Raw genomic sequence first — 12875 nt, 5'->3', positions numbered from 1 at the left:
ACCCCCGCTACGCATTTCGCGAGGCGAGAGTGCGGCACATTCGTATGAAAGGCAAGTTTGCCGCGCTGGACCTTGACCAGTGCAGGGCTTATGGCGAGGAACAATCCGTAGCGGCAGGCCCGGCCTGCAAGACCGACGCCCGTAGCTATCAACTGGGGACAAGACCGACGATGCCGATCGAACTCAAAATGCCCGCCCTTTCGCCGACGATGGAGGAAGGGACACTCGCCAAATGGCTGGTCAAGGAAGGCGACACCGTCCAGTCGGGCGACCTGCTGGCGGAGATCGAGACCGACAAGGCGACGATGGAATATGAGGCGATCGACGATGGCGTGATCAGCCAGATTCTGGTCCCCGAAGGCAGCGAGAATGTGAAGGTCGGCACCGTGATCGCGGTGATCGCGGGCGAGGGAGAGGATGCGAGCGCAGCCAAGGCCGCGCCGACGCCTGCACCTGCCGTAAAGGAGGAAGCAAGGGCGGCCGAACCCAAAGACGTCGCCCCCGCAGAGGCGGGGGCCGCTAGCGAAGCCGCTCCAACTCCAGCGGTCCCCGCCGCCGCGGGGGCGACGGAGAAGGGAGAGAGGGTGAAGGCCAGCCCGCTCGCCAAGCGCCTCGCCGCCGAGCGGGGCATCGACCTGTCGGCGATCACCGGCACTGGCCCCGGCGGCCGCATCGTCAAGGCCGACCTGGATGGTGTGTCGGCGAGCGCCCCGGCGGCACCCGCTCAGGCTCCTGCGACGCCGGCAGCGCCCGCCGCGGCATCGGCACCCGCGGTCGCCGGCCCGATCCCCGATTTCGGCATCCCGCACACCGACGAGAAACTGTCGGGTATGCGCAAGACGATCGCGCGCCGCCTGACCCAGTCGATGCAGGAAGCGCCGCACATCTATCTGACCGTCGACATCCGGCTCGACGCGCTGCTCAAGCTGCGCGGCGAGCTCAACGCCAGTCTCGAAGGGCGCGGCGTCAAGCTCAGCGTCAACGATCTGCTGATCAAGGCGCTCGCGGTCGCGCTCGAGCGTGTGCCCGCGTGCAATGTCTCGTTCGGCGGCGACGTGATGCGCCAGTACAGCCGCGCCGACATCTCGGTCGCGGTCAGCATTCCGGGCGGGCTGATCACCCCGATCATCACCGACGCGGGCAGCAAGTCGATGTCGAAAATCTCGACCGAAATGGCCGAGCTTGCGGGACGCGCGAAGGAAGGCAAGCTCCAGCCCAATGAATATCAGGGCGGCACCGCCAGCATCTCGAACATGGGGATGATGGGGATCAAGCAGTTCACCGCGGTGATCAACCCACCGCAGGGCATGATCATGGCGATCGGCGCGGGCGAGAAGCGGCCTTATGTCGTCGACGACGCGCTGGCGATCGCCACCGTCATGTCGGCCACCGGCAGCTTCGACCACCGCGCGATCGACGGGGCGGATGGGGCGGCGTTGATGAAGACCTTCAAGGAACTGGTGGAGAACCCGCTGGGGCTGGTGGCTTGACCAACCCCTCTCCCTTCAAGGGAGAGGGAGGGGCCCGCGCGCGTCAGTGCGTGGGAGGGTGAGGGTGTGACGGCGGGCTATTCGCAGCAGACGCTGGAACGCGCCAAGCGATTAAGGCGCGATATGACACCCGAAGAAACCAGGCTGTGGGGCGCGTTGCGTGGTCACCGCCTCGGCGGTTTCAAATTCCGCAAGCAGCAACCCATCGGGCCGTTTATCGCCGACTTCGTCTGCCAGGCGCAGCGACTGATTGTCGAAGTCGATGGCTCGCAGCACGCCGATAGCGAACAGGACTTGCGACGCGATGCATTTCTGACCGACAAGGGCTATCGCATCCTCCGCGTCTGGAACAATGACGTAACCAGAAATTTTTCGGGAGTGCTCGCGGCGATTTTAGCCGCACTCTCGGACCCTCACCCTCCCATTGCTGCGCAATGGGCCCCTCCCTCTCCCTAAATGGGAGAGGGGATCAAAATGGAGCAGACCTTGGCTGACACCAATTACGACCTCATCGTCCTCGGCTCGGGCCCCGGCGGCTATGTCGCGGCGATCCGCGCGGCGCAGCTTGGGCTCAAGACCGCGATCGTCGAGCGCGAATTGCTTGGCGGTATCTGCCTCAACTGGGGCTGCATCCCGACCAAGGCGCTGCTGCGCTCGGCCGAGATTTATCATTATATGCAGCATGCGGGCGATTATGGGCTGAAAGCCGCCGCTATCAGCGCCGATATCGACGCGGTGGTGAAACGCTCGCGCGGGGTGGCGAAGCAGCTCAATCAGGGCGTCACGCACCTGATGAAGAAGCACAAGATCACCGTCCATATGGGCACCGGCAAGCTGACCGCACCGGGCAAGCTCGAAGTGACGGGCGAGAAGGGCAGCGAAACGCTGATCGCGAAGAATATCATCGTCGCGACGGGCGCCCGCGCCCGCGACCTGCCGTTCGCGCCCGCCGACGGCAAGCGCATCTGGACCTATCGCCACGCGCTCGTCCCGCCCGAAATGCCGACCAAGCTGCTCGTCATCGGATCGGGTGCGATCGGGATCGAGTTCGCGAGTTTTTACAGCGACATGGGGGCTGAAGTGACGGTGGTCGAAATGCTCGACCGCGTCGTTCCGGTCGAGGATGCCGACGTCTCGGCCTTCCTTGAAAAGGCGCTGAAGAAGCAGGGGATGACGATCCACACCGGCGCCGGGGTCGAGGAATTGAAGGCGACCGCGACCGGCGTCTCCGCCAAGATCAAGGGCAAGGACGGCAAGGTCGAATCTGCGGAATATAGCCACGCGATTGTCGCGATCGGCATCGTCCCGAACACCGAGAATATCGGCCTCGAAACGCTCGGCGTGAAGACGACCAAGGGGCATATCGACACCGACGCGATGTGCCGCACCAACGTCCCCGGCCTGTGGGCGATCGGCGACGTCACGGCTCCGCCCTGGCTCGCGCACAAGGCGATGCACGAATCGATCATTTCGGTCGAGGCGATCGCTGGCAACCATCCGCATGCGATGGACGTCCGCAATATCCCCGGCTGCACCTATTGCCGCCCGCAGATCGCCAGCGTCGGGCTGACCGAGGCGAAGGCGAAGGAGCTGGGTTACGAGGTCAAGGCCGGAACCTTCCCCTTCATCGGCAACGGCAAGGCGATCGCGCTGGGGGAGGCCGAGGGTTTCACCAAGACGGTGTTCGACGCCAAGACCGGCGAACTGCTCGGCGCGCACATGATCGGCGCCGAGGTCACCGAACTGATCCAGGGCTATACGATCGGCAAGACCGCCGAACTGGTCGAGGATGATTTCATCGGCACCGTCTTTCCGCATCCGACGCTCAGCGAAACGATGCACGAGGGCGTGCTGGCGGCGTTCGGGCGGCCGCTGCATATTTGATCTACCCAAGGGGGAATTGTGAAGATCGAATATAACCGCCCGCTTATCGCCGCCGCGCTCGTCCTCGCGGTGATCCTGCTCGGGCTGATCGTCAGCGCCGGCTGGCTGGTCGCCGCCGACCTTCGTGTCTCGAACGCGCTGTCGCTTCGCGTCGGCCAGAGCAGCGCGCAGCTCATCGCCTTCCTGCAGGGCGCAAGCTGGATCGGCGGCGGCACGCCGCGCTGGATCATCGTCATCCTGCTTTCGGCGCTCGTCTGGCGCTGGTGCGGGCGGCGCTGCGCGGTCGCGCTGGCGGGGGCGTCACTGCTGTCGAACTTCGCCTCCAACGCGCTCAAATTCGCCTTCGATCGCGCGCGGCCCGACATCATCGAGCATCTCGATCATGTGAGCAGCGCCTCCTATCCCAGCGGCCATGCGACGAGCGCCGCGGTCGTCTATCTGTTGCTCGCCTGGCTCGCGCCGCCGCGCTGGCGGCGGTTCGCCTGGACGCTCGCCGCCGCGATGATCCTGCTCAACGCCTTCTCGCGCATCATGCTCGGCGTCCATTGGGCGAGCGATATCGTCGGCGGCACGCTGCTCGGCACCGCCTTTGCGCTGCTTGGGGCGTGGTGGGCCTCGCGGTCTGGTTCGGGGGCATCGCGCAAAACATCGCCCGCGCCGAAAATTCCGCTGTCCTGAACAGTCTCGTTTTGCCATCTATCGGATGGGCAACAGCAACAGGCGGGGGCGGCATATGCAATCCAGAGTGAAGTTCGGCGGTTTTCTGCGGGGAATCGCTTTTGGCGCGAGCGTGCTTTTGGCGGCGTCGGCGGTGCAGGCGCAGGACGGCACCGGGCAGACGGTGATCACGGCCGCGCGCTATCTCGACGTGCAGAGCGGCAAGATGGTCGAGCATCCGGCGATCTTCGTCGGCGCCGACGGGCGCATCGCGAGCATCGCCGACGCGCGCACCGTTCGCTGGGGCGCCGGCGTCAAGCATATCGACCTTGGCGAACGCACCTTGCTTCCCGGCCTGATCGACATGCACGTTCATCTGACGTCGCTGGCGGAGGTCGGTGGCTATCAGGGCCTGCGCTATACCGACAGCTTCTGGACCGTGATGGGTGTCGTCAATGCGAAGAAGACGCTCGACGCCGGCTTCACCACGGTGCGCAACGTCGGGTCGGCCGATTTCGGCGACGTCGGGCTGAAACAGGCGATCGAGGGCGGCTATATCGAAGGGCCGCGGATCATTCCCGCCGGCTATGCGATCGGCGCGACCGGCGGCCATTGCGACGAGGGTGGCTTGCCGCCGTCGATGGACCGCAAAGGGCCTTCGGTCGTCGATGGCCCCGAGGAAGCGCGCGCCAAGGTGCGCTGGCTGCACAAATATGGCGCCCGGGTCATCAAGATCTGCGCGACCGGCGGCGTCTTCTCGCTGGGCGACAGCGTCGGCGCGCAGCAACTGACGCTCGAGGAGATGAAGGCGATCGCCGACGAGGCGCATATGCTCGGCCTCAAGGTCGCGGCGCACGCGCACGGCGACGACGGGATCAGGACCGCGATCCTCGCCGGGATCGACACGATCGAACATTGCAGCCTGGCGAGCGACGAAACGATCAAGCTGGCGGCCCTTCACAAGAGCTGGTTCGACATGGATATCTATAACGATGATTATATCCTGGCGACCGGCACCGCGAACGGCACCGAACAGGAAAGCCTCGACAAGGAAAAGGCGATCGGCCTCGCGCAGCGCCAGACGTTCCAGCGCGCGGTCAGGGGCGGCGTGCGGATGATCTTCGGCACCGACGCGGGCGTCTATCCGCACGGCGACAATGGCCGCCAGTTCGCCAAGATGGTCGAATGGGGGATGACGCCGCTGCAGGCGATCCGCGCCGCGACGCTGAACGGCGCCGAAGCGCTGAGCATGACCGGCGACGTCGGTGCGATCGCGGTCGGCCGCTATGCCGACCTCATCGCGGTCGACGGCGACCCGCTCGCCAACATTCGCGAGTTGGAAGATGTCGACGCGGTGGTGAAGGGCGGGGTGCTGGTGAAGGAGAAATAGCGGCCTCGCCCCCGCCTGCGCGGGGGTGACGCTTTTCTATATCACCAGCCGGTCGATCATCGCCTCGCGCATCGCGGGCGTGAAATTCAGCACCGCCTCGGCATAGCCTGGGATATCGCCATGGTCGCGGCGCACCGTGGCGAGCGCGGCGTCGAGATAGGCGGGGTTGACCGACATCAGCGCGCGAACCGCGTCGTCGGCGATCTCGGCGTCATAGCGCGCGCGGATATGCGCCGCGCCCTGCGCGATCCGTTCCTCGATCTTGCCGGCGGTGTTGGTCAGCAGATAATCGTGCATCAGATCGTCTTCATGGACGCCGAGCAGTCGGTGGACGATGGCGACCGCGAAGCCGGTGCGGTCCTTGCCCGCGACGCAGTGGACGAGGCTCGGCGCGTCATATTCGGCGAGCGCCGCCAGATAGAGGCGCAGGGTCGCGACGAGCGCCGAGCGATAGGGCATGCCGGCATAGGTATCGATCATCCGCGCCCGTGCCGTCTCGACGTCGATCGCGCCGCCCGCCGCCTGAAGATGCGGCGCGAGGCCTGCGGTAATCCCGCCCGCGAACAGCACGCGGCCCGCGAAATTGTCCGACCGGCGGCACGGGTGCGCCTCGCGTTCGTCGTCGCCGCGCAGGTCGATCACCGTTTCGAGGCCGAGCGCGTCGAGCGCGGTCAGATCTTCGTCGGTCGCCGCCTCATGGTGCGCCGATCGCCACAGCATGGTGTCGCGCAGCCGCCCGCCGCCTTCGACGGCATAGCCGCCATAGTCGCGGAAATTGTGGATGCCCGACAAAGGCAGGACGCGCTCGGCGAGCATGGTCAGTCTCCTGTGAAAACGGGGGCGCGCTTTTCGACGAAGGCGTTGATCGCCTCACGATTGTCGGCGGTTTCATGGACGATCGCCTGATAAGCGGCGCTGAGTTCGAGGATGTCGCTCATCCGGCTATGCTGTGCTTCGCGCAGCAGCCGCTTGGTCAGCCGCAGCGCACGCGGCGGGTTGCAGACGATGCGTTCGGCGATCGCGACGGCGCGGTCCAGCAACTCATCGTCGGGCACCACCTCGGTGACGAGGCCATAATCCTTCGCGGTCGCCGCGTCGAAGCGGTCGCCGGTCAGGAACAATTCGGCGGCGCGCGGATAGCCCAGAACTTTCTGGAGCAGCCAGGCGCCGCCGTCGCCGGGGACGATCCCGACCTTGATGAAGCTGCACGCGAATTTCGCGCTTTCCGCGGCGATGCGGATGTCGCAGGTGCAGGCGAGGTCGCAGCCGAGCCCGATCGCATGACCGTTGACCGCGGCGATCATCGGCACCTCGCAGTCCATCAGCGCGCGGATCACCGCCTGCACGCCGCGGCGATAATTGGCGCGGGTCGAATCGGGCTGGTCGAGCACGCCGATGCCCTGGCGTTCCTGCATCGATTTCAGATTGCCGCCGGCGCTGAACGCCTTGCCGCTGCCGGTCAGGATGATCGCGCTGACGCCGCGATCCTCGCCGAGCGCGCGGAGCGTCTCGATGATGTCGTCGCAGTCCGCGTGGGTGCCGATCGCGTTCATGCTCTCGGGCTTGATCATCGTCAGGATCGCGATCTTGCCCCGCCGCTCGACACTCAGAAATTCACCCATGAACACTCTCCCGATACGCGGACAGGCTATGCCTCGCGCAAGCTGGTGGCAAGTCAATGACGACGGCGACCGGGCGCATAACGGCGCCCGGTCGCCGTGGTTATCAGCGAACGGCGCCGCCGCCGCGAAGCGCCGCGATGCGCGCCGCGTCATAGCCGAGCGCGGCGAGCACCGCGTCGCCGTCGGCGCCGACCATGGGAGCCGGGCGCGGGGTGTCGTTGACGCTCGCCGAATAGCGCGGCGCGGGCGCCGGCTGGGTCGCGCCGCCCACCGTCAGGAAGGTTTCGCGGGCGACATTGTGCGGATGCTGCGGCGCCTCGGTCAGCGAAAGCACCGGCGCGAAGCAGACGTCGGTCATTTCCATGATCGCGCACCATTCGTCGCGGGTCTTCGTCGCGAACAGCGCGGTCAGCCGGTCCTTGAGCGGTCCCCATTGCGACGGGTCCATCTGCGCGTCGAAGGCGGGATCGGCATCGAGCCCGGTTTTTTCGCGCAGCAGGGCATAGAATTGCGGTTCGATCGAGCCGATCGAGATGAACTTGCCGTCGCTGCAGGTATAGGTGTCATAGAAATGCGCGCCGGTGTCGAGCATGTTGACGCCAGCCTCATCCTTGATCCGGCCGGTGTTGAGGAAGCCCCAGGACATCCCGGCGAGGAGCGCCGAGCCGTCGGTCATCGCGCAGTCGATCACCTGGCCTTCGCCGGTCTTGGCAGCGTGGAGCAGCGCGGCCGCCATGCCGAAGGCGAGCATCATGCCGCCGCCGCCGAAATCACCGACATAATTGACCGGCGGCACCGGCTTTTCGCCCGCGCGGCCGACGGTGTGGAGGACGCCCGACAGCGCGATATAATTGATGTCGTGCCCGGCGGCCTGCGAATAGGGGCCGAATTGGCCCCAGCCGGTCATCCGGCCATAGACGAGCTTCGCATTGTCGGCGAGCAGCACGTCGGGGCCGAGCCCCAGCCGCTCCATCACGCCGGGGCGATAGCCCTCGATGATCCCGTCGGCGCTCTTGCACAGGTCGCGCGCGATCTGGACGGCGTCGGGATTCTTCATGTCGAGCGCGATCGAGGTGCGGCTTCGCGATAGCGGGTCGCGCGGGTCCATCGCGCCGCCGGGACGATCGATGCGGATCACCTCGGCGCCATGGTCGGCGAGCATCATGCCGCAATAGGGGCCGGGGCCGATGCCTGCGAATTCGATGATTCTGACGCCCTTGAGCGGTCCCGCCATAACGTGTCTCCTGTCCATTCGCCGTCATTGCGACCCCGGCGAAAGCCGGGGGAAGCAATCTCCAGCTATCGATATTTGACTCCGATAGCTGGAGATTGCCGCGTCCCCCGGATCAAGTCCGGGGTCCTCGCAATGACGAGGTTTTTTAGATGCGTTCGATGATGATCGCCGGGGCCATGCCGCCCGCGGCGCACATGGTGACGAGGCCATAGCGGCCGCCCGAACGCTCGAGCTCGTCGAGCGCGGTGCCGATCAGGATCGAGCCGGTGGCGCCGATCGGGTGGCCGAGCGCCATCGCGCCGCCGTTGATGTTCACCTTTTCGCGATCGAGGTCGAGGTCGCGGATGAACTTCTCGGCGACGACCGAGAAAGCCTCGTTGATTTCCCAGACGTCGATGTCTTCCTTCTTGAGACCGGCCTTCTCCAGCACCTTCTTCGCCGCCGGAACCGGGGCGTTGAGCATCAGCGTCGGATCGTCGCCGATATTGGCATAGGCGACGACACGCGCGCGCGGCTTCAGGCCGTGCTTGTCGGCATAATTCTTCGAGGTCAGCAGGATCGCCGCGGCGCCGTCGACGACGCCCGACGAATTGCCAGCATGGTGGAAATGCTGGATCTCGACATCGGGATAGCGACGATTGATCTGCTTCCTAAAGCTGACGCCGCCGCCGAGGTCGAAATCGGCGAGCGCCGCGAAGCTGGGCTTGAGCGCCGCGAGGCCTTCGGCGGTGGTCTGTGGGCGCGGGAATTCTTCATGGTCGAGCGCGACGCTGCCGTCGGGGTTGAGGACGGGGACGAGCGACTTGTCGAAGCGGCCGTCCTTGATCGCCATGTCGGCGCGTTGCTGGCTGACCAGCGCCAGCGCGTCGAGCGCTTCGCGGCTGATCCCTTCGATCGTCGCGATCGCGTCGCCGCAGATGCCCTGGTGCGATTGCGGGTGCAGCGCGTCGAGCGCTTCGTGGCCCGCTCCCATGCCCAGCGGCTTGATCCCGGCATTCGCCTCTTCGCCGCCGACCTGAGCGGTATAGCTCATCATCTCGGTGCCGCCGGCGATGACGCAATCTTCCATGCCGCTCATCACGCTCGCAGCGGCAAAGTTCACCGAACTGATGCCGCCGCCGCAGAAGCGGTCGAGCGTCGTGCCCGACGCCTTGGTGTCATAGCCCGCCGACAGCGCCGCCATACGGCCAAGGTCGCCGCCCTGCTTGCCCTTCTGCGTCGATGTCGACCAGACGATGTCGTCGACAGTCGCAGTGTCGAGATTATTGCGGTCCTTGATCGCCTTCAGCACCGTCGCGGCGAGATGCTGCGGGTGGAGGTGCGACAGCGCGCCCTTGCCGGGCTTGCCGATCCCGCGCGGGGTGCGGACGGCATCGATGATATAAGCTTCAGACATGAGAGATTCCTTTCGGGAGGGATAATTAACGGGGAGGCATGCGGTTTACCGAGGGGCCATGCGGATTGCGCCGTCGAGGCGGACCGTCTGGCCGTTGAAATAGCTGTTGCGCGCCATTTCCATGGCGAGGCTCGCATATTCGCTCGCCTTGCCGAGGCGTTTGGGGAAAGGAACCGAGGCTTCGAGGCTTTCCTTCACCTTGGGGTTCATATTGCCGAGCAGCGGGGTCTCGAACACCCCCGGCATGATCGAATTGACGCGGATGCCGAGGTCCATCAGGTCGCGCGCCATCGGCAGCACGAGGCCGTTCACCCCCGCCTTTGCCGAGCCATAGATGACCTGGCCGATCTGCGCGTCCTGCGCCGCCACCGATGCGGTGAAGATGATGACGCCGCGCTCGCCGTCCTCAAGCTCGGGCAGGGTCGCCATACCCTCGGCCGCGATCGAACCGATACGGTAGCTCGCGGTCAATATGCCCGCGACGCCATAGGCATAATCCTCGGTCGGGGTGCGGCGAAACCCGCCGGTTTCCTTGTCATAGGCGAGCGTCTTGCCCCGCCGCGAGGTCATCGCGCAGTGGACGGCGATGCGTTCCTGCCCGTGCGCAGCGCGCGCCTTGGCATAGCCGTCCAGGACCGACTGCTCGTCGGTGATGTCGACATGGACGAACAGGCCGCCGATCGCTTTTGCGACCTCTTCGCCGAGCGCGTCGTTGATATCGAAGATGGCGACTTTCACGCCCGCCGCCGCGAGTGCTTCGGCGGTCGCGCGGCCGAGGCCGGAAGCGCCGCCGGTGACGACGGCCGCGGTGGAGGAATCGATGATCATGGGGAGGCTCCTCAGGCTGGTATCTGGTTGAAGGGGATGCCCTTGTCGGGCCGGTGATCCTGCGGCAGGCCGAGGATGCGTTCGGCGATCGTGTTGAGCAACGTCTCGTCCGAACCGCCCGCGATGCGGCCGGTCGGGGCGTTGATCCAGCTCGACGCCCAATCATCCTTGGGCGAGGCATGTTCGTCGAAGGCGAAGCCACCGACGCCTTGCAGGTCGATCGCGAGTTCGGACAGTTTCTGGCGCGAGCGCACCGCGACGAGCTTGTTCAGCGACCCTTCGGCGCCGGGCGTCATTCCGGCCTCCATCATGCGCCGGGCGCGGACGTTGATCGAATCGAGCCCGGCGCGCATCGCATAGTTGCGCGCGATCTGCTGGCGGATACGTCCGTCCTCGATCGCGGGCCTGCCGTTCAATTGCACCTCTTTCGCCAGGTCGATGAACAGGCCGAGATGCGGGCCGAAGCCGGCGCTGTCGGTCGCGACATAGCGCTCGATCATCAGCGTCGCGATCGCGACCGCGAAGCCGCCGCCGACCGGCGACATGCGGTGATCGTCGCCGATCTTCACATCGTCGAAGAACACCTCGTTCACATGGCTGTCGCCGCCGGCGAGCTTGATCGGGCGGACGGTGACGCCGGGGGCCTTCATATCGACCCAGAAGTAAGTGAGGCCCTTGTGCTTGGCGACGGTGGGGTCGGTGCGCACGACGATGACGCCATAGTCGCTATATTGCGCCCAGCTCGTCCACACTTTCTGCCCGTTGATCTTCCAGCCGTTGCCGTCGGTTTCGGCGCGCGTGCGCAGGCCCGCAAGATCAGTGCCGCCCGAGGGTTCGGAAAAAAGCTGGCACCAGATTTCCTCGCCCTGGAGCGCCTTGAGCACGCGCTCCTTGACGAATTCGCGGTCGGGGCCGAACTGCATCAGCACCGGCACCGGCATGCCGAGCGAAATGCTGAAATAGAAGCTGGGAAAGCCGTGCTTCATCTCCTCGGCTTCGAATGTGATCTTCTCGATATGGCCGAGGCCCTGGCCGCCGAGGTCGGTGGGCCAGTTGATACCGGCAAAGCCCGCGTCGAACTTTGCCTTTTGATAGCGGCGGCCGAGCGCGAGATCGTCCTCGACGCCGAGCCCCTTGCGCGCGGCCTTGCCGAAGGTCGGCACCATCGCTTCGCACCAGGTGGCGGCCTTGGCACGCCAGGCTTCGAGATCGCTCATCCTTCATCTCCTGCGAGGCGATCGACCAGCACATCTTCCCAGAAGAAGCTGCTTCCCTGTTCGAGCGCGAGGCTGCGTGCGCGGCGCATGTGGAGATGGAGCCCGATCTCCCACGTCACCCCGATGCCGCCGTGAATCTGCACGCAGTCGCGCGCCGCGGTATCATAGGCCTCGGTCGCCGACAGACGCGCGGCGGCGGCGGCGGTGATGAAATCGCCGGCGCCCTCGCGCGAGGCGGCATGGATACAATTGGCGCGGGCCAGTTCGACGAGGCCGTAAAGCTCGGCGATGCGATGCTTGATCGACTGGAAGGCGCCGATCGGCTGGCCGAAGGCCTTGCGGGTCACGGCATAGTCGCGTGCGATTTCCATCAGCGCTTCGGCGCCGCCGGTCTGTTCGTGCGCGGTGACGACCGCTTGCAGGGCCAGAATGTGGAGCGCCGCGGCGCGGGCCGCTTCGCCGGTCGCCAGCGTTTCGGCGGGCGTGTCGGCGAAGGAAAGGTCGGCGATGCAGCGGCTGTTATCGAAACTGTCGACCGCCGTTCGCCCGGCGCTGGTCAGATCAACGAGTGCCAGCGCCGGTCCGCTTGCGAACACCACCGCGACGTCGGCGAACAGGCCACCCGAAACGGCGCCCGCGACACCATTCAGCCGATCCCCCGTCAGCGTGACGGCAGGCTTAGCGGGAAGGGGATCGGCGCCCGACGCAAAAGCGATCGCGCCGATCGTGTCGCCGCTGGCGAGCCCGGGAAGCCAGTGCGCCTTTTGCTCATCGGTGCCGTAAAGTTCGATCGCTTTCGCAGCGCCGAAGCTGGAGGTCAGGAAGGGCGCGCCGCTGAGCGTGCGGCCGGCCTGATGCGCGATCAGCCCGAGTTCGACAAGCCCCAGCGCCAGCCCGCCATGGGCTTCGGGAAGTGCAAGCGCGGTCCAGCCCTGCTCCTTCGCGGTCGACCAGAATGCCTGGTGATATTCGCCTTGCGTCTGAAGCAGCGGCAGCAGGTCATCCTTGCTGACCCGCGCTTCGAGCGCCCGGCGCGACTCGGTGGCGATCGCCTGTTGTCCTTCGTCGTACAAAATCGACATCGGCCCGTTCCCTCTACCTCATGCTGCGCTCATCATCCGGACGTTGACGTAAACGTCAAGTTGTTTTGACGCTAC

At 65.8% G+C, this 12875-nt stretch carries 12 protein-coding genes; 5 read left to right on the top strand and 7 right to left on the bottom strand.

The features are described from left to right. Positions 1–170: 170 nt before the first annotated feature. From CVO77_RS02810 to CVO77_RS02790, 5 genes are all read left to right on the top strand, one after another. The gene (locus CVO77_RS02810) at positions 171–1490 is read left to right on the top strand and encodes a pyruvate dehydrogenase complex dihydrolipoamide acetyltransferase (RefSeq protein ID WP_105997793.1); all 1320 of its coding nucleotides are present in this window, start codon (positions 171–173) and stop codon (positions 1488–1490) included. Between the two features lie 66 nt (positions 1491–1556). Next, positions 1557–1946, top strand: coding sequence for an endonuclease domain-containing protein (locus tag CVO77_RS02805; protein ID WP_242446075.1), 390 nt, complete (start codon positions 1557–1559; stop codon positions 1944–1946). 30 nt (positions 1947–1976) lie between these two features. Continuing rightward, positions 1977–3374 carry a dihydrolipoyl dehydrogenase gene (lpdA, locus tag CVO77_RS02800; RefSeq protein WP_106000592.1) on the top strand — a complete coding sequence of 466 codons (1398 nt, stop codon included), beginning with the start codon at positions 1977–1979 and terminating at the stop codon, positions 3372–3374. A gap of 18 nt (positions 3375–3392) precedes the next feature. Further along, the gene (locus CVO77_RS02795; RefSeq protein ID WP_158257982.1) at positions 3393–4052 is read left to right on the top strand and encodes a phosphatase PAP2 family protein; all 660 of its coding nucleotides are present in this window, start codon (positions 3393–3395) and stop codon (positions 4050–4052) included. A 55-nt stretch (positions 4053–4107) separates the two neighbouring features. Continuing rightward, entirely contained in the window at positions 4108–5421 is a 1314-nt protein-coding gene (locus CVO77_RS02790) for a Xaa-Pro dipeptidase (protein WP_106000591.1), read from the top strand. Between the two features lie 36 nt (positions 5422–5457). Here the strand turns inward: CVO77_RS02790 and CVO77_RS02785 are convergent, their stop codons facing one another. From CVO77_RS02785 to CVO77_RS02755, 7 genes are all read right to left on the bottom strand, one after another. Beyond that, on the bottom strand, positions 5458–6237 hold the full coding sequence (locus CVO77_RS02785) for a tyrosine-protein phosphatase (RefSeq protein WP_105997790.1): 780 nt from the start codon (positions 6235–6237) through the stop codon (positions 5458–5460). A 2-nt stretch (positions 6238–6239) separates the two neighbouring features. Further along, the gene (locus tag CVO77_RS02780) at positions 6240–7043 is read right to left on the bottom strand and encodes a crotonase/enoyl-CoA hydratase family protein (RefSeq protein WP_105997789.1); all 804 of its coding nucleotides are present in this window, start codon (positions 7041–7043) and stop codon (positions 6240–6242) included. Positions 7044–7146: 103 nt separating this feature from the next. After that, positions 7147–8277 carry a CaiB/BaiF CoA transferase family protein gene (locus CVO77_RS02775; protein ID WP_105997788.1) on the bottom strand — a complete coding sequence of 377 codons (1131 nt, stop codon included), beginning with the start codon at positions 8275–8277 and terminating at the stop codon, positions 7147–7149. A 145-nt stretch (positions 8278–8422) separates the two neighbouring features. Beyond that, positions 8423–9673, bottom strand: coding sequence for an acetyl-CoA C-acetyltransferase (locus CVO77_RS02770; RefSeq protein WP_105997787.1), 1251 nt, complete (start codon positions 9671–9673; stop codon positions 8423–8425). Between the two features lie 45 nt (positions 9674–9718). Continuing rightward, positions 9719–10501 carry an SDR family NAD(P)-dependent oxidoreductase gene (locus CVO77_RS02765; RefSeq protein WP_105997786.1) on the bottom strand — a complete coding sequence of 261 codons (783 nt, stop codon included), beginning with the start codon at positions 10499–10501 and terminating at the stop codon, positions 9719–9721. Positions 10502–10512: 11 nt separating this feature from the next. Then, positions 10513–11718: an acyl-CoA dehydrogenase family protein gene (locus tag CVO77_RS02760; RefSeq protein ID WP_105997785.1), complete on the bottom strand. Its 1206-nt coding sequence runs from the start codon at positions 11716–11718 to the stop codon at positions 10513–10515. Further along, the gene (locus CVO77_RS02755) at positions 11715–12800 is read right to left on the bottom strand and encodes an acyl-CoA dehydrogenase family protein (RefSeq protein ID WP_105997784.1); all 1086 of its coding nucleotides are present in this window, start codon (positions 12798–12800) and stop codon (positions 11715–11717) included. Before CVO77_RS02755 ends, CVO77_RS02760 begins: the two co-directional genes overlap by 4 nt. Positions 12801–12875: the final 75 nt, after the last annotated feature.

Origin of the sequence: Sphingopyxis lindanitolerans, from assembly GCF_002993885.1 — a bacterium.
Classification (GTDB): Bacteria; Pseudomonadota; Alphaproteobacteria; order Sphingomonadales; family Sphingomonadaceae; genus Sphingopyxis; species Sphingopyxis lindanitolerans.
Note: the sequence above shows the minus strand (reverse complement) of the source record. Positions and strands in the feature narration are given on the sequence as shown.